Origin of the sequence: Shewanella dokdonensis (assembly GCF_018394335.1) — a bacterium.
Classification (GTDB): Bacteria; Pseudomonadota; Gammaproteobacteria; order Enterobacterales; family Shewanellaceae; genus Shewanella; species Shewanella dokdonensis.
In genome coordinates, this window is sequence record NZ_CP074572.1 from 2,104,876 (window position 1) to 2,126,589 (window position 21,714).

Below are 21,714 nucleotides of genomic sequence, written 5' to 3' on the forward strand. Positions count from 1 at the left end.
GGCACTGGTAAGGCTTTCTCCACGGTCTTATAATGTCGCCCCTATTTTTCCGTCAAGCCAATAACCAACGTTATCGGGATATAAACTTATGAGTGCCCGTGGAAACCTATTTATTGTGTCGGCACCAAGCGGCGCAGGGAAATCATCTTTGATTGCTGCACTGCTTAGCGACAAACCCACAGATATGCAGGTGTCTGTATCGCATACCACCCGCAAACCTCGCCCGGGAGAAAGCCACGGACAGCATTACTATTTTGTCTCCGTTGATGAATTCAAGGCTCTGATTGCCGAAGGCGCTTTCCTTGAGTGGGCCGAAGTTTTCGGAAACTACTACGGCACATCTCGCAAAGTGATTGAGCAAGCGCTGGCAGATGGCATTGATGTATTCCTTGATATCGACTGGCAAGGTGCGTTGCAAATAAAACAGCAGATGCCGGAAGCGGTAGGGATTTTTATTCTGCCACCATCTCGTGAGGCGCTAGAGCTGCGCCTTAAAGGGCGGGGACAAGATTCGGCAGACGTGATCGCTTCCCGAATGGAAAAAGCGGTTTCTGAGATGTCGCACTATAACGAGTACGATTTTATTATTGTGAATGATCAGTTTGAGCAGGCGCTGGCCGATTTGCGGGCAATTATCCGCAGCCAACGGTTGACTCAAGCTAGTCAAATCAATGCCCACAGTGATATGCTTAAAGGTCTGTTGGCAGACTAGCTGTCATCGTGTACACTTTTGCGTCATTTTTTCACCGAACACACTGGAGTTCCAACACATGGCTCGCGTAACTGTAGAAGACGCCGTAAAGCAGATCGGCAACCGTTTTGACATGATTATGGTTGCGGCCCGTCGCGCCCGTCAGATCGCCGTTCAGGGTAAAGATCCCCTGGTGGAAGAAGAAAATGACAAGCCAACCGTCATCGCCCTGCGTGAAATTGAACAGGGTCTGGTGAATGCACAAACTCTCGAAGCCGATGAGCGTCAGAGCGTGCGTGAACGTGAAGCAGCTGAAATTGCTGCCGTGGCTGCCATTGCTGAAGGCCATCAGTCGCTGTAAGGCAGGCTGCTAGTAGGAGTATCGCCACTTGTATCTGTTTGAAGGTCTCAGGAAGCCGCGGCCGCTTATCTGGAGCCGGAGCAGGTAGAATTACTCAAACAGGCTTATCAGGTCGCGCGTGATGCTCATGAAGGGCAGATGCGTACCAGTGGTGAACCCTACATTACCCATCCGGTTGCTGTTGCTCATATTCTTGCCGATATGCGTCTCGACCATGAGACGCTGATGGCGGCATTGCTGCACGACACCATTGAAGACACCTATGTCACCCATCAGGATTTGACCAATATGTTTGGCGAGTCGGTGGCAGAGCTGGTGGAAGGTGTCTCTAAACTCGATAAGATCAAATTCCGCGACAAGAAAGAAGCCCAAGCCGAAAACTTCCGCAAGATGATGATGGCGATGACTCAGGACATCCGAGTTATTCTCATCAAATTGGCTGACCGCACCCATAATATGCGTACCCTTGGCGCTTTGCGGCCAGATAAACGTCGCCGCATTGCCCGTGAAACGTTGGAAATCTACGCGCCGATTGCCAATCGGCTCGGTATCCACAATATTAAAACCGAGTTGGAAGATCTGGGGTTTCAGGCTTATTACCCAATGCGTTACCGGGTATTAAAAGAAGTGGTTCGAGCCGCCAGAGGCAACCGTAAAGAACTGATCCAAGGCATTGAGGCAGCAGTGCATACCCGGCTGGAAGATACCGGCATCCATGCCAAGGTTAAGGGCCGGGAAAAAACCTCTATTCCATCTACAACAAGATGCGCAGCAAAGAGCTGCAATTCCAGGAAGTGATGGATATCTACGCGTTTCGAGTGATCGTTGACAGTGTTGATACCTGTTACCGCGTGCTCGGCGTGATGCACGGCCTTTACAAACCACGACCACTACGTTTTAAAGACTATATCGCGATTCCCAAGGCTAACGGCTATCAGTCACTGCATACCTCACTGATTGGCCCACATGGCGTGCCAGTGGAGATCCAGATCCGTACCGAAGATATGGATCAGATGGCCGACAAAGGGGTGGCGGCACACTGGATGTACAAGAGTGGTCAAAGCACTGCGGCCCCTGGCACCGGTGGCACTACCACTCAGTTGCGTGCCCGTAAATGGATGCAAAGCCTGCTGGAATTGCAGCAAAGTGCTTCGTCGTCCTTTGAGTTTGTCGAGAACGTTAAAACCGAGCTGTTCCCGGACGAAATCTATGTGTTTACTCCGGAAGGTCGCATTCTGGAATTGCCGGTAGGTGCAACCCCGGTCGACTTTGCTTATGAAGTCCACACCGATGTGGGTAACACCTGCGTGGGTGCCAAAGTAAACCGTATGTCTTACCCGCTGAGTCAACCGCTGTTATCCGGTCAGACGGTAGAAATCATTACCGCTAAAGGTGCCAAACCTAACGCGGCGTGGTTGAATTTTGTAGTGACAGGTAAAGCGCGCTCGAAAATCCGCCAGGTACTGAAAAATCTTAAAAAAGACGAAGCGATTGCACTGGGCAAACGTCTGCTTAACCACGCCTTAGGTGACAGTAAGTTGGAGCTGTTCAGTCAGGAACAGATTGCCAAAGTGGTTACTGACACTAAACACAAAGATTTTGATGAGCTGTTGACTGAAATCGGCCTTGGTAACGCCATGAGTCTGGTGGTGGCGCAGCGCCTCAAAGGCGATGCAGTCGATTCGCAAAAGGGCGATGATGACAGCAATCTGATGCCAATTCGTGGCGCCGAGGGCATGCTGGTGTCTTTTGCTAACTGCTGTCGCCCAATCCCCGGTGACGCAGTGATTGCGCATGTCAGCCCTGGCAAAGGTTTGGTGGTGCATATGGAAAACTGTGCCAATATCCGTGGTTACCAGAGTGAGCCTGATAAATATATTCCGGTACAGTGGGATGCGGTGGATGGCACTGAATTCCAGGCCAATGTGCGTATTGAGATTGTTAACCACCAGGGCGCTTTGGCGAAAATTACCAATATTATTGCGGCCGAGGGTTCCAATATCAGTAACATCAGTACCGAAGAACGCGATGGCCGAGTATATCTGATCCATCTGCGTATTTCGGTGCGTGACCGTGTGCATCTGGCAAATGTAATGCGCCGTATTCGTGTATTACCTGAAGTGCTGCGTATTTCCCGTAACCGCTAAATCATAAGGAGTTTGCAAACGTTATGGCGGAAAAAATAATTATTGCAACCGACAAAGCCCCAGCGGCGATTGGTACATATTCCCAGGCGGTTAAAGTCGGCACTACCGTGTATTTATCCGGGCAGATCCCGCTGGATCCTGTCCGCATGGAACTCGTTGGTGATGATTTTGACTCCCAAGTTGTTCAGGTATTCGAGAATTTGCAGGCTGTCTGCCAAGCCGCAGGTGGTAGTCTGGCCGATATCGTTAAACTGAATATCTATATGGTTGATTTGGCTAACTTTGCCAAAGTTAACGAAGTGATGGGACGCTACTTCCCACAACCTTATCCTGCCCGTGCCGCCATTGGGGTTAAGCAATTGCCTAAAGGCGCCCAGGTGGAGATGGATGGAGTGCTAGAACTCTAATCGTTATCTTCAGCGAACATAGAAAAGGCGCTTAAATAGCGCCTTTTCTATGGAAGTGATCCGCTAGCGACCACCATTCCCAACTGTCGATGGGGCTAGGCCCGCTTGTTTAAACCACACTTCTGCGCGATATTTTTCGGCGGGTGTGGGGGTATATTCCTGCCACACATCCTATTCTGACCTACGATCTCTAATCTATTATTGCTCAACACTCAATTTGGTAGTACGGAGATATTTCTCACAGATGGAAAACTCTGTAGGTACAAACAATATAATATCTGTCGATTGATGATCGGTAAGGCTCATCGGATTTGCGCCCTGGTTATTTGCCCTTCATAATCAAACAAGCGTTTTATATTTTAGAAAACATAGAGTTTCAGTAGCCACTGTATTTTTGGGGAATACTGCGGCGCGTTAACCTAATAGGGGAAAGGCCATGTCAGCATCGTATAAAAGCCCAGTAGAAATGTTAGCTCAGTGGGCTGATGTCCAGGGGGACGCGGTGTATTTGCGGCAACCAATAAAAGGTCAGTTCCGCGATTACAGTTGGCGTCAGGTACAACAAACCGTGCAACGTCTGGCGGGAGCGCTACGCCATCTTGGCTATCAACCAGGAGACAAAATAGCTCTGTTGTCAAAGAACTGTGCGGAATGGTTTATCACGGATCTGGCGCTGATGTACGGCGGCTATATCAGTGTGCCTATCTATCCAACCGCTAACGCTGACACTATCCGTTATGTGCTGGAACATAGCGGCAGCAAAGCCATTTTTGTCGGTAAGCTGGATCACTGGGCGGAACAGGAAACGGGCGTCGGTGGTGAATTACTGCGCCTGGCACTGCCTTACGATACTATGCCCGCCCAATATCAATGGTTGCAGTTGTTGAACATGGGGCAACCGTTACTGGAAGCGCCAGAGCCATTACCTGAACAGGTAATGACGCTTATTTATACGTCAGGTTCTACCGGTAAGCCCAAAGGTGCCGTGCAAACTTTTGCCAGTTACAGCTGGACCTGTAATGCCGTGGTGCGCGATCTCAAAGCCAACCAGCAAGATCGCTTATTATCCTATTTGCCATTGGCACACATCACAGAGCGTGTTGCCATTGAAGGCTCATCATTTTATGCGGGCTGCCCAGTCGCCTTTGTTGAGAGCCTAGATACCTTTGTTACGGATGTGCAACGGATGCAGCCTACCGTGTTTTTCTCAGTGCCAAGGCTGTGGACCTTGTTCCAGAAAAATATTATCGACAAGGTCGGTAGCTTTAACAAACTGAATCTGCTGCTGAAAATTCCACTACTGAATTGGTTAGTAAAACGTAAGATCCATCAAGGGCTTGGGCTGGGCAAGTCACGACTATTAGGTTCAGGTTCTGCCCCTATTCCACCGTCACTGGTGCAGTGGTATCACAGCATTGGACTGGATATTTGTGAAGCCTGGGGAATGACTGAAAACTGTGCTTACTCCATTATCAATTATCCGTTTGATGCCAGCAAAATTGGCACCGTTGGTAAGCCGATAGTTGGTTGCAGCATTAAACGTGCGGCTGACGGCGAATTACTGGTCAAAAGCCCAGGGTTGATGAAAGAGTATTACCAAGCGCCCGAAGCCACCGCCGCCGCTTTTGATGAAGAGGGTTATTTCCGCACTGGCGATCTGTGTGAGATTGATAAAGAGGGTTGTGTCAGCATTACGGGTCGCGTGAAAGACAACTTCAAAACCGCTAAAGGCAAGTATGTTGCACCTGTGCCAATTGAACGTAAACTGGCACAGGATCCACATGTTGAACTGCTGTGTGTGATTGGTTCTGGTCTGCCTCATCCGGTGGCACTGGTACAACTCGCAGAAGGGGCAACACTGCAACCCAGAGAGGAAGTAAGGGCATCGCTGAAAGCGACACTGGATGCCATTAATCCCAACTTAGAATCCCATGAGACAGTCGATGCCATCGTCGTTGTGAATGAGCCATGGACTATCGAAAATGATGTGTTGACCCCGACACTGAAAATCAAACGCCATGTGTTAGAGCAACGCTACACAGCTAAAGTCGACGGCTGTCGAGGGGCAGTGGTTGTCTGGGAAGATGAGATTTAAGCGACTCCAGTCTGAAAGGTCCTGATGTTCATGGGACCTTTCTGACATATTCTGTCAAAAAATCTTGCTTTGCCAAGTAAACCCCTTATGCTGACACTCCAACGCTATTCACCGTATTAACTCGTAGGCCGTAATAAACATGCTGATTTTCATGTCAATTCTTGGGGGATTCCTGATCCTCACTTTTGGTGCAGAAGCCTTGGTGAGAGGCGCCAGTGCCATTGCATTGCGGCTTGGTGTAACCCCCTTGTTATTGGCCTGACCATTGTGGCATTCGGCACCAGTGCGCCAGAGTTGGCGGTCAGCGTCAAATCGGCATTGGCGGGCAGCCCCGGCATAGCGTTGGGCAATGTGGTTGGTTCCAATATTGCCAATATTGGCCTGATCCTAGGGTTAACCGCGTTGATCCGTCCGGTGGGTGTGCAGTCACAGATGGTACGCCGAGATATCCCGCTGATGATTGCCGCTTCAGTGCTGGTATGGTTGTTACTGCTGGATGGCACCCTTGGTCTGTTGGATGGTCTGTTGCTGTCATTACTGCTGTTAGGATATCTCATCTACAGCTACTACTCCGCGAACGACAATGATGCGGAAGAGATAGAAGCTGGTCCGCGTAATCCATTGCTGTCACTAGCCTTTATCGCAGTAGGTATCGGCTGCTTGGTCGGTGGCGGTGTGTTATTTGTTGACGGTGCCGTGGAATTAGCGCGCGCCTTTGGGATCAGTGAAGTCGTTATTGGCCTGACCATCATCGCCATCGGTACCAGCATGCCGGAATTGGTGACCTCAATGGTTGCGGCTAGCAAGGGGCAAAGTGATATTGCCATTGGCAATGTGGTCGGTTCTAACCTGTTTAACCTGTTAGGGATTTTAGGGATTACCGCACTCGTACACCCCATCAGTGCTGCTGGTTTCAGCATTCTCGATTTTGGCGTGATGTTGTTATTAGCAATTTTACTGCTGCCACTGGCTCATCGCGGTTACCGTATTGGTCGCCGCGATGGCTTACTGTTGTTGCTGGCATATCTGGCGTACATGGGTTGGCTGGTGACTCACGCAACGGCCTGATAATGTGGCAGCGGGCAATTATCGCATTGTCAAAGGGCTAATCTTTGATAATATATGTATAAATTCACAGTAATCCGGTACTAATGTTTTGCAGAGACTGGATCTTATTCCCATTACCGAGCTGAAAGGCGTTGCTGCCAGAATGGCGGGCAAGCTGGACAAGCTGGGAATTCACACAGTACAGGATCTGCTGTTCCACCTGCCGCTGCGCTACGAAGACCGTACGCGTATCTACGCCATCGCTGAACTGCATCCTGGCGACTATGGCACCATCGAGGCTGAAATTCAGTCGAGTCAGATTATCAATGGCCGCAAGCGTATGCTGCTGTGCAATGTACGGGATGCCAGCGGCACTATGACCTTACGCTTCTTCAATTTTTCGGCGGCGCAGCGTAATGCCATGCAACAGGGGTTGATGATCCGAGCCTATGGTGAAATACGTCACGGCAATCATCAAGCAGAGATCATTCATCCAGAGTACAAAATCTTCCGTGCGGGAGAAGCCGCAGAACTTAGTGATAGTCTTACCCCTATTTACCCCACCACCGAAGGGTTGAAACAGGCCAGTTGGATCAAGCTCAGCGGTCAGGCGTTAGAATTACTGCAAGAGGGCGGTCTACAGGAGTTAATTCCTGCGGCGTTGCAACCCAACCAGTTAAGCTTGGCAACCGCGGTGCGCATACTGCACCGGCCCCCAGCCGATGTTGACCAAGTCCGCCTGTTGCAGGGGCAGCATCCGGCACAACAAAGGTTAGTGCAAGAGGAACTGCTGGCGCATAACCTCAGTATGTTGAAGTTACGGCAACGCAGTAACCATGATAAAGCGGTATCCTTGCCTGCTACGGGCCAGCTATTGCAACCCTTTCTCCAGGCGTTGCCATTCCGGCCAACCAACGCTCAGCAACGAGTGGTGGCGGATATCGGCCATGATATGGCAAAACCACAGCCAATGATGCGGCTGGTGCAGGGAGATGTCGGTTCCGGGAAGACCTTAGTGGCCGCAATGGCGGCACTACAGGCGATTGAAAACGGCTATCAGGTGGCAATGATGGCGCCTACCGAACTGCTAGCAGAACAACATGCGTTAAATTTCAACCTCTGGTTTGCTCCCTTAGGATTGAAAGTCGGCTGGTTGGCAGGAAAACTGAAAGGCAAGGCGCGTGAACAATCGTTGCAGGAGATTGCTGATGGCAGCGCGCAGATGGTCATCGGCACCCATGCGATTTTTCAAGAACAGGTACGGTTTCACAACTTGGCACTGATTATCATTGATGAACAGCATCGATTTGGTGTGCACCAACGCTTAGGGTTACGTGAAAAAGGGGCGGCACAGGGGTATTATCCTCATCAGCTGATCATGACTGCTACCCCAATCCCACGGACGCTGGCGATGACGGCATATGCCGATCTGGACACCTCTATCATTGATGAACTCCCCCGGAAGAACACCCGTGACTACGGTGGCTATCAGTAACCATAGACGCCAAGAAGTGATTGAGCGGGTGCGCAAAGCCGCACTCGAGGATGGCCGCCAGGCTTACTGGGTCTGTACCTTGATTGAAGAATCTGAAGTGTTGCAGTGCCAAGCCGCCGAGGACACCTGGGAAGAGCTGAAAACTGCCTTGCCACAATTGCAGATTGGCCTAGTTCATGGCCGCATGAAAAGTGCAGAAAAACAGCAAGTCATGGACAGTTTTAAACAAGGGACCGTGAACCTGTTAGTGGCAACCACCGTCATAGAAGTCGGTGTGGATGTCCCTAATGCCAGTCTGATGATCATCGAAAACCCTGAGCGGTTAGGGTTGGCACAGTTGCATCAGCTACGTGGTCGAGTGGGGCGCGGGGCAGTCGCCAGCCATTGTGTTTTGATGTACCAGCCGCCATTGTCACCGACAGCAACCAAACGCTTGGGGGTACTCAGACAAAGCAATGATGGCTTTGTGATCGCTCAACAAGACTTGGAAATACGTGGTCCAGGTGAAGTGTTAGGCACGCGTCAGACGGGGCTAGCTGAGATGAAAGTAGCTGATTTAGTGCGTGATCAGGCATTGATCCCACATATTCAGAAGTTGGCCCAGCACTTAATGCAGCAGGCACCAGAAAATGTTGACGGCATTATTCAGCGCTGGTTGGGAGACAGACAACAATATGTACAAGCCTGAGCAAAAAAGCCGCATCTGTTCAGGTGATATTCACTCCGCTTGCCGCACAATATTCGGCAAAGGATTCTGTTACATAATTTCCCACGGTCAGCCTGGCGCTGCCGGGTGGACAACCACGATAAAATTTGCAGAATGAGGGGGCGCTCCTCACTGTTGTGATGAAAGGATATCCTATGCAAGTCAATGAAGAAGACCGAATTACTCACGGCAAACAGGCAGCCAGTGGCAATGGTATTGTCTGGGGGCTAGCGTTATTGGTGGTTGTACTGGCTGGCGGTGGTTGGTATTACCTGACCAAAGACGAAGCACCGCAACAGAGCGAAGAACAAGCTGCCGTTAGTCTGCCTGATATTGCACCAGAACAGCCGCTACCCACTGAGGCCCCGGTGCCTGAGCCAGCACCAGAGCCGCAGCCAGTTGTGGCGCCACAAGCGCAACCCGCAGCAGAAACACCAACTGCTCCACCCCAAGAGCCTTTGCCCGCACTGGCAGACAGCGATAAATTTGTGCATGACAAAGTGGTGAAAATGTCTGATGGCATGGATATCAATCCGTTGCTGAATGAAAGTGACATGGTCAGGCAATTTGTGGTCTTCGTAGACAATCTGGCGCAAGGGGAATTGGCACGTAAAACCAGTCCGATGAAAGCGCCAACACAAAAATTCAGCGTATCGGATATCACCAATAAAACTTATCTAGATCCAGATAGTTACCATCGGTATGATGTTTATGCTGATTTTGTCAGCGGGCTTAATGATGAGCAATTGCTGACAACCTATAAACAGATGTTACCATTGCTGGATCAGGCATTTTCCGAACTGGGTTATCCCAATGTCAGTTTTAATCAGCGGTTGCATCAGGCGCTTAAAGTGCTGCTGGCAACGCCGATTGTTGAAGAACCCATCGAACTGTACTCCATCAGTGTTAATTACAAGTTTGTTGATCCCAAACTAGAAGCGTTGCCCAATGCCCAGAAATTGCTGATCCGCATGGGGCCAGATAACACGCGAAAGCTCAAGAAAGTGTTACGTCATCTGCAAACGTTGCTGCCTCAATAACAGATGAATGCCCATGTGACCCCATGGGCATTTTTTGTTAACGGTCAAATATCCTGTTAACAAATACCTTCTGTAGACGCCGTCATTCAATGTAAACTAGCCACTTATTCTGAATCAAACACAGGAAGAGTTGTTGCCGGACCTCATGGATGTTGCCGACATGCCATAGGCGATGGTTAACAGTTCAGAGACTCAACGGTGCAACTAGCTTTTAGCATTCTCAGTTGGGGAGCATGGTCTCCCGATTATCAGCAACAACAGGACTGGCAACACTGGCAGCATGCCGACAAAGTTGCACCTGTGTCTGCTGCTGCACCGTCATTAACACAAATACCCTCTATGCAAAAACGCCGTTTTAGTCGGTTGACTAAAATGATGCTAGAAGCCGCCTTTCAGGCAGCAGCGCCACAGCACTGCCGTTCAGTTTTTGCGTCACGACATGGTGAGCTACACCGAACTGTGGTGTTGTTGGAGGATATTCTCAGTAAACAGCCGTTGTCACCCACAGGCTTCAGCCAGTCAGTGCATAACACGGCCAGTGGCGTTTTCGGGATAGTGACGCAGAATCAAGCGGCTTCCACCTCCATTGCGGCTGGCAGTCATACCTTAGCTCAAGCGCTATTGGAAAGTTGGGGTCAGTTAGCCGAAGATCCTAGCCCAATACTGTTGGTTTTTGGTGATGATCCAGTGCCTCCTGTTTATGATAAATTCACCGATGAACCCGAATACCCGTTGGCACTGGCGTTGGTGTTGGCGCCCGCGCCGCATCCAGGGATAGCAACCTTGACCTTAACGCCGCAAAAGGTGGAGACCAGACAACTCTGCTACGGTGAGTTGCTACAGAGTTTGGCAACGGGTGACTGTCTGGATGGCGCGCTAGCGGGAATGCAGTGGCAACTTCTTGCTGGGAGCCGCTCATGTTGAGTTCAGCTAACGGTATTGGCTATGTACCACGGTGGCTGGCAGGCATGAGCTGTTATATCACTTTTGGTATTGGTGGCCTGCTTAGTTCGCTGACAATACTGCCCATTCTCAAGTATTGGCCTGGGGCACCAGCAAAACGTATTCAACGGGTACAAAAGGCGGTGCATCTGATGTTCCGTGGCTTTGTCAGAATGCTGACTTGGGCTGGCGTGATCCATCTGCAAGTACCGCAGAGCCAACTGCTGCGACAGGCTCAGGGGATGGTTGTGGTGGCTAACCATCCGACGCTGATTGATGTTGTGGTGCTGATCAGTCTGATGCCTAATGCTGGCTGTATTGTGAAACAGGGGATTTGGCGCAATCCATTTATGCGCGGTGTGGTTGCCGCCGCCGGTTATATTCCTAACCGTGGTGCTGAACTATTGCTGGCAGACTGCCGACAAGTGCTAAATCGGGGCACAAATCTGATCATTTTCCCTGAAGGTACTCGCACAGTAAAAGGTGCTGTTATCAATGATTTCGCTCGCGGCGCTGCCAATATTGCACTGCGCTGCGGCGCAAACTTGTTGCCCGTGGTGTTGAAAGTGACAGATCCTGGCTTGACCAAACAGGATCCCTGGTATGAAATCCCACGCAAGACCATGACTATTCAGGTGTTGCTCGCTGGGCATATCGACACCCCAGAAGCTGCATCTGACAGCAGTGCTAAGCAAGCCAGAAAACTCACGCACGAGTTAGAAATTTACTATAGACAACAATTAGATGAACACTATGAGCTTACATAACGAAATCAAGCAATTGATTATTGATAGTCTGGATTTAGAGGATGTCAGCGTGGCTGACATCGAGACTGACGCGCCACTTTTTGGCGACGGTTTGGGACTGGACTCTATTGATGCCTTGGAGTTGGGACTGGCAATTAAAAAGCAGTTTGATGTCAAGATCGAAGCCAATTCTGAGGCTACCCGTGATCACTTTTACAGTGTCGCGACGTTAGCTAAGTTTATTGAATCACAGCGAGTGTAGGAGACTGTCATGCAAAACCGTGAGCAGATCCTGCAGATGCTGAGCCGTATTCTGGAAGATGAATTTGAAATAGATGCGGCAGATATCACGCCTGAAGCATCGCTGTATCAGGATCTGGATTTAGATAGTATTGATGCTGTGGATTTAGTGATAAAACTGCAGCAGATCACTGGCAAAAAATCCAGCCAGAGGCCTTCAAAGCGGTAAGAACCGTGGATGATGTGGTCAGTGCCATTCAGCAACTGGTCAATGAGTGATGCGTAAACTGGCCCAAGCAGTGACGGTGATACTCCTGCTGGGCTACCCGCTGGCAGTCTATCTCGGGCTAAATTATCTGCCCGGCAATCTGTTGGCACCACTACTGGCGCTATTACTGCTGTTACGGTTGCTCACACAGCAACAACAGCTCAAGGCTCTAGCATTACCGATATTTTTTGGCTTGTTGCTAGCCATCAGCAGTTTTGTGGCAAAGCAGCAGCATTGGTTATTGTACTATCCGGTAGTGATGAATCTGTGCATGCTAGGGCTATTTGGCGGTTCATTGCTGCAAGGTCCAAGCATGGTTGAACGGCTGGCAAGCATTACTGAACCTCAGTTGCCAGATGCCGCGCGGCCATATTTACGTAAAGTGACCTGGCTGTGGTGTTTACTGTTTGTGATAAATGGTGCAATGGCAACCTACACTGCGTTGTATACCAGCTTAGCTACCTGGACCTTATACAACGGCTTCATTGCCTATCTGCTTATTGGCCTGCTGGCTGGTAGTGAATGGCTATACCGCCACTTTTGGCTGACAAGATCGTAAGAGACGGTTATGACAGAGTTACTGAAATCCTGGTTGAGCCAGGGTCCATCTGGACAACAACTGATCAGTTTCAACCATCACGATATTGTGACCGGTGGGCTGTTTGCTACTCAGGTGCATCACCTGCATAAACAGCTGGTGGCCAGTAGTGCACAACGTTGGCTGCTGGCCTGTGATAGCAGTGACCAGTTTGCCGTTGGCTTGTGTGCGGCACTGTTAGCGGGCAAACAACTGATCCTCCCGGCTAACACCCAGCCTGGAACGCTCAGCGAACTCTTCGATGAATTTGATGCGGTATTGGCTGACCAGCCCTTGTGTGAAGGCAAACCATACATTGAGCTGAAAAAGAGCTCGGCCAGCCGTTAGCACCTTGGCCACAATTGTCCCCTGACAGTGATTTTGGCGAGCTGGTATTGTTTACTTCCGGTTCTAGTAGTTATCCCAAAGCGGTTCGTAAAACGTTGCGGCAGCTCGATGCTGAAGTGACAGTGCTGGAACAAACGTTTGCTAAACATTTGCCACACTGTAGTGTGATTGCCACCGTCAGCCATCAGCATATTTATGGTCTGTTGTTTAAAATCCTCTGGCCACTTGCGGCCAGTCGGCCATTCTTGTCAGATCTGGTGGAATACCCAGAAACCTTAAGTTATTACACCGCACTATTTCCTAAGCTGTGCCTGATCAGTAGTCCGGCGCAGCTATCACGGTTACCGGAAGCATTGGGGTTTGAACGGCAACTCCATACTCCCAGTCTGATTTTCAGCTCCGGCGGCCCATTATCGCTAGAAGCGGCACAAGGCATTCGCCAGTGTTATGGCAGTCTGCCAATCGAAGTGTATGGCAGCACCGAAACTGGTGGCATCGGCTATCGGCGTCAGCATAATGCCGACACTCCTTGGCGCGCGTTTGCGCCCATGGTGCTGGACGTTGACCCAGAAGATAACGCCTTGCTGCTGCAATCGCCCTATCTGGAAGACGATAAGGTACTGCGCTGTGAAGATAAAATCACCTTGCTGGATAAAGAGTTGTTCCGGCTGGAAGGACGACTCGACCGCATTGTAAAAATTGAAGAAAAGCGGCTGTCACTGACCCAGATGGAAGCACTATTGAATAGCCACCCTTGGGTGCAACAGAGTCATCTGGTGTTGTTGGAAACACCGCGTCAGCAGTTAGGTGCGGTAGTGGAGTTATCGGATTACGGTAAACAGCAACTGACCGCCGAAGGCAAACTCAGCATTAACAATGGTCTCAAAGCTCACCTGCTGAGTCAGTTTGAGCGCGTTACGCTGCCACGCCGCTGGCGTTACCCAGAGAAAATGCCGATGAACGCCCAAGGTAAACTGCTGAAGCAAGAAATAGTGCAACTGTTTGACCATGATTAAATCAGTATTGCCGCCAGTGTTGGCGCATTATTTTGAGGGTGACGAGGCCCATTGGCAGCTACAAGTGCCGGTGGATTATCCCGCTTTTGCCGGGCATTTCCCCGGATATCCGGTGCTGCCAGGGGTGGTGCAGCTCGACTGGGCGATACGCTTCGGTTGTCAGCAGTTTGGCTATCAAACTGCAGTAGCGCAGTTGGAAGTGCTGAAATTCCAGCAGTTAATCCAACCGGGCATGCAGGTTTTGCTCAGCATCCAGCATCTGGCTGAAAAGCGGAAACTGCAATTTAGCTTCAGTGCTGGCGAACAACGTTTTGCTTCTGGTCGTATTGCCTTTGCTTTGCAGGAGCGCACATGAAGCCTGCATTGGTCATTCCTAACTACAACCACGGCAACTACATTGCCCAAACGCTGCAAACATTAAAGCCGTTGGGAATGCACTGTTTTCTGGTGGATGACGGCAGTAATGAGGCAACTCGTTATCTGTTGCAGCAACTGGCGGCACAGCATAGTGATTGGGTAACTTTGCTGACCCATCCCTATAACCGCGGCAAAGGTGCAGCGGTGGTCAGTGGTCTGCGCACCGCCTGGGAACAAGGTTATTCTCATGCGTTGCAGGTGGATGCTGATGGTCAACATGATCTTAACGATATTCCACAACTGCTGGCACTGGCACAGCAACATCCTCAGGCGCTGATCAGCGGTTTACCGCAATATGACGACAGCGTTCCCAAAGCTCGCCTGTATGGCCGTTATATCACCCATTTCTGGGTATGGTTGGAAACTCTAAGCCTGAGTATCCGCGATTCCATGTGTGGTTTTCGTGTCTATCCCTTAGCCGCTTGTGAAGCGCTGTTTCGTAGCGAGCCGCTTGGTGAGCGGATGGATTTTGATACTGAAATTATGGTGCGGCTGTATTGGCGCGGCACGCCAACGCTGCATCTGCCGACACGAGTGATCTATCCGCAAGACGGTGTAAGCCATTTTCAGGGCTGGGCCGATAACTGGCGCATCAGTAAGATGCACAGTCGGCTGTTCTTCGGCATGCTGAGACGCAAAATTAGCGGACAGACATTGGGTCCAAAAACGGCTGAGGACACGCGCCATTGGTCCAGTATCCGCGAACGTGGCAGTCTGTTGGGGCTGAAAATTTTAGTCGCGTGTTACCGCCTTGGTGGTCACTGGTTGGCACGGCTGGTGATGTATCCGGTCATCGGTTATTTTTTCGCGACAGGGCGCAGCGCGCGTGCGGCCTCGCGGCAATTTCTACAGCGAGTGCAAGCACTAGAGCCGCAACACCCGGACTTACAGCGACCGACAGACTGGCGCGACAGCCTGCGCCACTTTTTCAGCTTCGGTAACGCCGCGTTAGATAGAATCGATGCTTGGTGCGAGCGTATTACCCTCAATCAAGTCGATTTCCCCGAAAAACAGTTGCTGACAGAACAACTCGCCAGTGGCCGCGGTGCAGTGCTGCTGGTGTCGCATATTGGCAATATTGAATTATGCCGAGCCATTTCCATCCACCAGCGCCAGATTAAAGTTAACGTGATGGTGATGACCGACAATGCGGAAAATTTTAATCAAATCATCAAGCAGTTAAATCCAGATAGCCAGTTACATCTGTTGCAAGTGAGCGAGCTGAGCCCCGCCACGGCGATGTTGTTGCAGGACAAAATCGATGCTGGAGAGTTGGTAGTGATTGCCGCCGACCGCACTTCGCGCCACAGCATGGGGCGCGTGTGTTATGTGCCATTTCTCGGGGCTGAAGCCGCACTGCCGCAAGGGCCGTTTATTCTGGCTGGTATGTTGGATTGTCCGGTTTTCACTATGTTTTGTGTGCGCCAACATGGGCGTTATCAGGTGGCATTACAGCCTTTTACCGCACCACTTAGCGGCCCCAGAGCGCAGCGCCAGCAACGCTTGCAACAGGCAGCCCAGGTTTATGCCGAGCGCTTGGAAATCATGGCGCGGCGAGTGCCGTTGCAGTGGTTTAATTTTTACGATTTTTGGCGCCGAGATGAAAATACAACGCGCAAGGAGATGTCATGACCCAGGCGATTGCCTTTGGCCGTAATCCATTAGCACTAGAACAGATAATTGCGGTAGCTAATGGTGCTCAGGTAGCACTGGATGATAGCCATGATTACCGTGAATACATAGAACGCGGCGCGCGCTTTATCGACAAGCTGTTAGCCCAGGATGGGGTGATCTACGGCGTCACTACCGGTTATGGTGATTCCTGCACCGTTGCCATCGCTCCCGAGCTGGTAGCAGAACTGCCGCTGCATCTTAGTCGTTTTCATGGCTGTGGCCTTGGGCGTCATCTTGATAAAGTGCAAGCGCGGGCGGTACTGGCTTGTCGTTTGAATTCACTCGCTCGCGGCAAATCCGGCGTTAGTTACGCATTGCTGGCGCGTATCGCACTATTGCTGAATCAGGACATTATTCCACTGATCCCAGAAGAAGGCTCGGTGGGGGCTAGTGGCGATTTGACACCACTGTCGTACTTGGCTGCGGTATTGGTAGGTGAGCGTCAGGTCTACTTTCAGGACAAAATCTGCGATACCGCCGAGGTCTATGGCGCGCAGCAACTGCAGCCTTTGACACTACGCCCGAAAGAGGGATTGGCGTTAATGAACGGTACTGCAGTGATGACCGCACTGGCGTGTCTCGCTTATCAGCGCGCGCAGTATCTACAACGCTTATGTGCCCGCATCACCGCCATGGCGTCCTTGACGTTGCTAGGCAACAGCAATCATTTTGATGAGCTGCTATTTTCCGTAAAGCCGCATCCTGGGCAAAATCAGGTGGCGGCTTGGATCCGTGAGGATCTTAATCACCAGCAACATCCACGTAATTCCGAACGACTGCAAGACCGTTATTCCATCCGCTGTGCGCCTCACATTATCGGGGTCTTGGCAGATGCACTACCGTTTATGCGGCAGTTTATCGAAAATGAACTCAACAGTGCCAATGACAACCCGATTGTAGATGGTGACGGCGAACATGTGTTGCACGGTGGTCACTTTTACGGTGGTCATATTGCATTCGCCATGGATGCTATGAAAAACGCGGTGGCGAATCTGGCAGATCTGTTGGATCGGCAGATGGCACTGGTGATGGATCCTAAATTCAATAATGGTCTGCCTGCCAACCTTTCCGGTTGTGACAGCGAACGCCAAAGTATTAATCACGGATTTAAGGCGGTGCAGATTGGTTGTTCTGCCTGGACCGCCGAAGCGCTGAAACTGACCATGCCCGCCAGCGTGTTTTCCCGCTCAACCGAGTGTCACAATCAAGACAAAGTGAGCATGGGCACCATCGCCGCCCGTGATTGCCTGCGGGTGTTGGAATTGACCGAACAGGTAGCCGCGGCCGCGCTATTAGCCATGAGTCAGGGCATACGTTTGCGCATCCGCCAACAGCAACTGGCGGCAGAGCGCCTGACGCCATCGCTAGCCAAAACCCTAGCACAACTGACGCAACAGTTGCCGCTACTGCAAGAGGATCGGCCTTTGGAAGCCACATTGCGTGATACCTTGTTGAAAATTCAGCAAGGTTTTTGGGAGGTTTGCTGATGAAAGCTGTGGTAACTGCGGAAGTGGAACTGGAAATTCCTTTTTGATGTCGATTCTATGGGCATCACTTGGCATGGCAATTACTTGCGGTATTTTGAAATCGCCCGCTGCAAGCTACTGGATAAAATCGACTATGGTTACCGGCAGATGTTGACCTCCGGTTATGGCTGGCCAATTGTGGATGCTCAAGTCAAATACGTGAAATCCACTACCTTTGAGCAAAAAATTCGCGTTGTCGCTGGGCTGGTGGAATGGGAAAACCGCCTGAAAATCCAATACCTGATCTTCGATGTTAGCAGTGGTGAACGCCTGACCAAAGGCTACACCATCCAGGCCGCCGTCAATATGCAGACCAAAGAGCTGTGTTTTGAAACTCCGCCAGTGTTCCGCCAGCGGTTGCAACCGTTTTTGGAGGCTCAATGAGGCGTTGTCTGTTTGGCGTACTACTGTTACTGCTATGCCATCAGGTCATGGCTGATAATCGCCCGCAACTCAGCGATTATGACAGTCTGTTTGCAACAGAAGCCAGCAGCGAGCAACTGCAACAACTGCAACAGCGGCTGGCTCTCACTGATACCAGTCGCGGCAATTTTCAGCAGACGCGCTGGCTAAGAGTATTAAAGCAACCACTCTTTAGTAGTGGCCACTTTATTTTTGCCGCCACCCAGGGCATGTTGTGGCAGCAGCAACAGCCCTTTGCTACGACGCTTATCCTGAAACAGCAGCAACTGCTTCAGCTCGATAGCCAGGGTCATCTCAGCGTACAACAAGCTAGTACGGCGCCAACGGCGTTGGCGAGCTTATTGCCAACACTGATGCAGGCCTTATTGGCGGGCAATATCGATTACCTGCAACAGCATTTTGTGCTGTACCTGCAAGCCCAATCGTCTTGGCAACTAGGATTAATTGCCAAAGATAATCAGCTACAAGCCGTATTACCTAAGTTGGTTCTCATCGGCGATACACAGCCACAGCAATTGCTGATGCTGGGGCAACAAGGCGATATTAGCGATATTCGTTTCAGTCAAATCCATCCCGGCCCGCTCAGTGCCGCTGAGCAGCAATTATTTACACCCAGTGGGATCGCTAACTGATGCCTGCGCCCCGTTTGACACCACGCCAGGGACTGGTTATCTGGCTGATATTGTTGGCGACTATCATTGCCAGCGGTGTATGGCAATGGCAACGCGGGGCGCATATTGAAACTGACATTCTGGCATTGTTACCTAAAGTGCAGGAAGCGCCGTTAACCCAAGCGGCACTGACGCAGGTAGAACAGCAGTTTGGTGAACAAATTTATCTGGCGCTATTAGCAGACTCACGCGAACAGGCGATCAGTGCAGCACAACAACTGCTAGTGCAATTACCCAAGTCTGCCGCGTTTACCCAGGTACGCAGTGGCGATGATGGTAGTCTGCAAGCGCTTGGCCATTTTTATTTCCCGTATCGCATGCGGCTACTGACACAAAGCCAACGGCAACTGTTGCAACAACAGCAGCTACAGCCACTATTACAATCGGTACAGCAACAGTTTTACCGCCCTTTTGGCAGCGCCAATAGTGAATTACTACAGCAGGATCCGTTACTGCTGTTTCCCGATTGGTTGCAGCAGCTCGCCAATGGTCAGTCGTTGCAACAGCAAGATGGCATACTGCTGACACGCAGTGGTAACAAAACCGCGGCTATCGTGATTGCCAAGGCGAGTGGCAGCGCCTTCAATCCACAGGCGCAACAACAGCAATTGCAAGCGCTTAGACAAGCGTTGTCCAGTTTACCGGCCGAGGTTGCAGTGCTAAAAGCTGGGGCGCTGTTTCATGCCGCCGCCGCTACTACCAGTGCCAAGGCACAAATCGGGATAATTGGCAGTATTTCGCTGGCAGGTGTAGTGCTGTTGGTGCTGCTGGGGTTTCGTTCACTGCAACCGTTAACCGTAGCGCTGCTCACCCTTGGTAGCAGCTTTGGGGTGGCATTGGCCGTCACTTTATTGTGTTTCAATGGCTTGCATCTGTTGACGTTGGTGTTTGGCACCAGTTTGGTAGGCATTGCCATCGATTACAGTTTTCATTTTTATTGTGAACGGCTGCAATCACCGCAAACCACAGTACAAGATAGCCTACGGCACATCGCGCCAACACTGACATTGGCGCTGGCGTCGAGTGTCATCGCCTATCTGGCGTTGGGGTTAACGCCTTTCCCAGGGATGCAGCAAGTGGCGGTATTCTGCGCGGTGGGGTTAGTTTTTAGCTGGTTGACACTCATGCTGGCCTATCCGGCACTGGCGGCCAGTCCGTTGCCCGCGGGGCCGCGACAACTGCAATTGGCCCATAACTTTTACCTGGCCATTCGCCAACAGTTTAGGCGCTGGCGCAGGTTACTGAGTTTGCTGTTAGTCCTACTGCTAGTCGGGTTGCTACAACTGCATCACGATGACGATATCCGCAATTTGCAACAGAGTCCGGCCAGCGTTACCGCCGAGGAACAGCAACTGCGGCAATTGTTAAGTGGTGGCACCGATAATCAGTTCCTGTTAGTTAAGGCCGATAACGCCCAGCAATTGCTGCAACGACTCGAACAATTAACCCCTAAACTGGAAGCACTGCAGCATCAGCAGCAATTGGGCAACTTTGTGTCGTTGTCACGCTTTGTTCCGAGCGCGCAACAGCAACAACGCAACTATCAGTTACAGGGGCAAATTTATCAGCAATTGCCGACACTGCTGCAACAGTTGGGGCTGGATGAAGCGCTCGCCCCTGCATTGCTTCAGCAATATAGTGCTGCGGCCGCTAATCCGCTCACCATCCAGCAATGGTTAACCACAGCCGCGGCACAAAAGAGTGGCCTAGCACAGCTATGGTTGCCAGCGGATGCCAGTCACTCGCAATACGGCAGCATTGTACTATTGGGTGGGATCAAGGAGCTGGGGGCAGTGAAAGCCATCAGCGAAACTGTGCCCGGAGTAATTCTGGTGGATAAAGTGGCGGATATCTCTGCCGTCATGGCGCATTTTCGACAACTGACGTTTTGGTTACTGGGATTATCACTGGTGTTAGCCGCCTTGTTGTTCGTCTGGCGTTACGGACTGCACCGTGGACTCTCGATTGCATCTGTGCCGGTTATGGCCGCACTGCTGACGTTGGCGACACTGGGCTGGTTTGGCGCAGGACTTACCTTGTTCCACACGCTGGCGCTGTTGCTGGTGTTTGGCATTGGGGTTGATTACAGCCTGTTTTTTGCCAGTGCCGGACGTCACCCGGCAGCCGTAATGCTAGCGGTACTGTTGTCTGCCGCCTCGACCTTATTGGCGTTCGGGTTACTGGGATTTAGCAGTACCCATGCAATTGCCGCATTTGGTCAAACACTGGCGTTAGGTATTCTGTTTACACTGTTACTGGCCTTATTGAATGCCGGTAATACAGAGGAGCTGCGCTGATGCGATGGATACTTTATCTCCTGTTATTGGGCAGCATCAGTGGCTGCCAAAGCCGTCAGAACTGGCAGCAAACCTGCGTCCCCTTGGCTGCAACTGCCAATTATTGCTTGGCACCTTTACCGTGGCAGCAACACCTGACAGCCATACCCGCTGATATGGCACAACAGGTGCGATTCGAACACAAGGGCAAGGCTCAGGAGCTGCTGGTACAGCTACAATTCAGCCCAAGTAGCGAAATTATGGTGGGGTTGGCACCGCTCGGGCAATCACTGTTTACCCTGCGTTATGATGGCAATACACTGGTCAGCGAACACAGTGTATTGCTGTCAGGCGGCTTCCGTGGCGATTATCTGATGGCCATCCAGCAGTTGGTTTACTGGCCAACAGCCATGGTGCAGCAAGCAATCCCCAGTGCAGCTGTCCGGGATTTCCGTTGTCAGCAGCATTATTGCCGTGAACTAACCCTCAACGGCAAAATCTTAGTCAGCATACACTATACACAAACACCTAGCTGGCTAAGTCCAGCCACCGTTGAACTACCGGATGCCGATGTCCGGTTAACGCTGCAGCCGATGTGAAC

15 protein-coding genes and 6 pseudogenes are annotated in these 21,714 nt (G+C 51.1%); all 21 read left to right on the forward strand.

From position 1 onward, the window contains the following. Positions 1 to 88 precede the first annotated feature (88 nt). On the forward strand, positions 89 to 712 hold the full coding sequence (gmk, locus tag KHX94_RS10140) for a guanylate kinase (protein ID WP_213680556.1): 624 nt from the start codon (positions 89 to 91) through the stop codon (positions 710 to 712). Between the two features lie 58 nt (positions 713 to 770). After that, positions 771 to 1,052 carry a DNA-directed RNA polymerase subunit omega gene (gene rpoZ, locus KHX94_RS10145; RefSeq protein WP_133040421.1) on the forward strand — a complete coding sequence of 94 codons (282 nt, stop codon included), beginning with the start codon at positions 771 to 773 and terminating at the stop codon, positions 1,050 to 1,052. A 28-nt stretch (positions 1,053 to 1,080) separates the two neighbouring features. Further along, positions 1,081 to 3,199, forward strand: a pseudogene (spoT, locus tag KHX94_RS10150) (bifunctional GTP diphosphokinase/guanosine-3',5'-bis pyrophosphate 3'-pyrophosphohydrolase). A 23-nt stretch (positions 3,200 to 3,222) separates the two neighbouring features. Continuing rightward, a complete protein-coding gene (locus KHX94_RS10155; protein ID WP_213680557.1) occupies positions 3,223 to 3,606 on the forward strand; it encodes a RidA family protein in 384 nt (127 codons plus the stop codon). Positions 3,607 to 4,042: 436 nt separating this feature from the next. Further along, complete coding sequence (locus KHX94_RS10160; protein ID WP_213680558.1) at positions 4,043 to 5,701, forward strand: AMP-binding protein; 1,659 nt, start codon at positions 4,043 to 4,045, stop codon at positions 5,699 to 5,701. 139 nt (positions 5,702 to 5,840) lie between these two features. Beyond that, positions 5,841 to 6,769: pseudogene (locus KHX94_RS10165) on the forward strand (calcium/sodium antiporter). 88 nt (positions 6,770 to 6,857) lie between these two features. After that, positions 6,858 to 8,931 (forward strand): annotated as a pseudogene (gene recG, locus KHX94_RS10170) (ATP-dependent DNA helicase RecG). Positions 8,932 to 9,104: 173 nt separating this feature from the next. Then, positions 9,105 to 9,989, forward strand: a complete 885-nt coding sequence (locus KHX94_RS10175; RefSeq protein ID WP_213680559.1) for a DUF3014 domain-containing protein — start codon at positions 9,105 to 9,107, stop codon at positions 9,987 to 9,989. A gap of 198 nt (positions 9,990 to 10,187) precedes the next feature. After that, positions 10,188 to 10,913 carry a beta-ketoacyl synthase chain length factor gene (locus KHX94_RS10180; RefSeq protein ID WP_213680560.1) on the forward strand — a complete coding sequence of 242 codons (726 nt, stop codon included), beginning with the start codon at positions 10,188 to 10,190 and terminating at the stop codon, positions 10,911 to 10,913. Further along, positions 10,907 to 11,698: a lysophospholipid acyltransferase family protein gene (locus KHX94_RS10185; protein ID WP_213680561.1), complete on the forward strand. Its 792-nt coding sequence runs from the start codon at positions 10,907 to 10,909 to the stop codon at positions 11,696 to 11,698. The genes KHX94_RS10180 and KHX94_RS10185 overlap by 7 nt, the downstream gene beginning before the upstream one ends. Continuing rightward, the gene (locus tag KHX94_RS10190; protein ID WP_213680562.1) at positions 11,685 to 11,939 is read left to right on the forward strand and encodes a phosphopantetheine-binding protein; all 255 of its coding nucleotides are present in this window, start codon (positions 11,685 to 11,687) and stop codon (positions 11,937 to 11,939) included. The genes KHX94_RS10185 and KHX94_RS10190 overlap by 14 nt, the downstream gene beginning before the upstream one ends. Before the next feature lie 9 nt (positions 11,940 to 11,948). Next, positions 11,949 to 12,196: pseudogene (locus KHX94_RS10195) on the forward strand (acyl carrier protein). Then, entirely contained in the window at positions 12,196 to 12,744 is a 549-nt protein-coding gene (locus KHX94_RS10200; protein ID WP_213683399.1) for a COG4648 family protein, read from the forward strand. The pseudogene KHX94_RS10195 and the gene KHX94_RS10200 overlap by 1 nt, the downstream one beginning before the upstream one ends. A 9-nt stretch (positions 12,745 to 12,753) precedes the next feature. Next, positions 12,754 to 14,126 (forward strand): annotated as a pseudogene (locus KHX94_RS10205) (AMP-binding protein). Then, positions 14,119 to 14,481 carry a 3-hydroxyacyl-ACP dehydratase FabZ family protein gene (locus tag KHX94_RS10210; protein WP_213680563.1) on the forward strand — a complete coding sequence of 121 codons (363 nt, stop codon included), beginning with the start codon at positions 14,119 to 14,121 and terminating at the stop codon, positions 14,479 to 14,481. The pseudogene KHX94_RS10205 and the gene KHX94_RS10210 overlap by 8 nt, the downstream one beginning before the upstream one ends. Next, the gene (locus tag KHX94_RS10215; RefSeq protein ID WP_213680564.1) at positions 14,478 to 16,175 is read left to right on the forward strand and encodes a glycosyltransferase family 2 protein; all 1,698 of its coding nucleotides are present in this window, start codon (positions 14,478 to 14,480) and stop codon (positions 16,173 to 16,175) included. Before KHX94_RS10210 ends, KHX94_RS10215 begins: the two co-directional genes overlap by 4 nt. Beyond that, positions 16,172 to 17,704 (forward strand): HAL/PAL/TAL family ammonia-lyase, encoded by a 1,533-nt coding sequence (locus KHX94_RS10220; RefSeq protein WP_213680565.1) that lies wholly within the window; start codon positions 16,172 to 16,174, stop codon positions 17,702 to 17,704. The genes KHX94_RS10215 and KHX94_RS10220 overlap by 4 nt, the downstream gene beginning before the upstream one ends. Continuing rightward, positions 17,704 to 18,127, forward strand: a pseudogene (locus KHX94_RS10225) (acyl-CoA thioesterase). Before KHX94_RS10220 ends, KHX94_RS10225 begins: the two are co-directional and overlap by 1 nt. Further along, on the forward strand, positions 18,124 to 18,798 hold the full coding sequence (locus KHX94_RS10230; protein WP_213680566.1) for an outer membrane lipoprotein carrier protein LolA: 675 nt from the start codon (positions 18,124 to 18,126) through the stop codon (positions 18,796 to 18,798). The pseudogene KHX94_RS10225 and the gene KHX94_RS10230 overlap by 4 nt, the downstream one beginning before the upstream one ends. Beyond that, positions 18,798 to 21,134 carry an MMPL family transporter gene (locus KHX94_RS10235; RefSeq protein WP_213680567.1) on the forward strand — a complete coding sequence of 779 codons (2,337 nt, stop codon included), beginning with the start codon at positions 18,798 to 18,800 and terminating at the stop codon, positions 21,132 to 21,134. Before KHX94_RS10230 ends, KHX94_RS10235 begins: the two co-directional genes overlap by 1 nt. Then, a complete protein-coding gene (locus KHX94_RS10240; protein WP_213680568.1) occupies positions 21,134 to 21,712 on the forward strand; it encodes a DUF3261 domain-containing protein in 579 nt (192 codons plus the stop codon). The genes KHX94_RS10235 and KHX94_RS10240 overlap by 1 nt, the downstream gene beginning before the upstream one ends. Positions 21,713 to 21,714: the final 2 nt, after the last annotated feature.

Bases quoted from the DNA above. Each gene is read 5' to 3' on its own strand.
- gmk (WP_213680556.1), top strand. From the start codon at position 89: ATGAGTGCCCGTGGAAACCTATTTATTGTGTCGGCACCAAGCGGCGCA.
- rpoZ (WP_133040421.1), top strand. From the start codon at position 771: ATGGCTCGCGTAACTGTAGAAGACGCCGTAAAGCAGATCGGCAACCGT.
- KHX94_RS10155 (WP_213680557.1), top strand. From the start codon at position 3,223: ATGGCGGAAAAAATAATTATTGCAACCGACAAAGCCCCAGCGGCGATT.
- KHX94_RS10160 (WP_213680558.1), top strand. From the start codon at position 4,043: ATGTCAGCATCGTATAAAAGCCCAGTAGAAATGTTAGCTCAGTGGGCT.
- KHX94_RS10175 (WP_213680559.1), top strand. From the start codon at position 9,105: ATGCAAGTCAATGAAGAAGACCGAATTACTCACGGCAAACAGGCAGCC.
- KHX94_RS10185 (WP_213680561.1), top strand. From the start codon at position 10,907: ATGTTGAGTTCAGCTAACGGTATTGGCTATGTACCACGGTGGCTGGCA.
- KHX94_RS10190 (WP_213680562.1), top strand. From the start codon at position 11,685: ATGAGCTTACATAACGAAATCAAGCAATTGATTATTGATAGTCTGGAT.
- KHX94_RS10200 (WP_213683399.1), top strand. From the start codon at position 12,196: ATGCGTAAACTGGCCCAAGCAGTGACGGTGATACTCCTGCTGGGCTAC.
- KHX94_RS10210 (WP_213680563.1), top strand. From the start codon at position 14,119: ATGATTAAATCAGTATTGCCGCCAGTGTTGGCGCATTATTTTGAGGGT.
- KHX94_RS10215 (WP_213680564.1), top strand. From the start codon at position 14,478: ATGAAGCCTGCATTGGTCATTCCTAACTACAACCACGGCAACTACATT.
- KHX94_RS10220 (WP_213680565.1), top strand. From the start codon at position 16,172: ATGACCCAGGCGATTGCCTTTGGCCGTAATCCATTAGCACTAGAACAG.
- KHX94_RS10230 (WP_213680566.1), top strand. From the start codon at position 18,124: ATGAGGCGTTGTCTGTTTGGCGTACTACTGTTACTGCTATGCCATCAG.
- KHX94_RS10235 (WP_213680567.1), top strand. From the start codon at position 18,798: ATGCCTGCGCCCCGTTTGACACCACGCCAGGGACTGGTTATCTGGCTG.
- KHX94_RS10240 (WP_213680568.1), top strand. From the start codon at position 21,134: ATGCGATGGATACTTTATCTCCTGTTATTGGGCAGCATCAGTGGCTGC.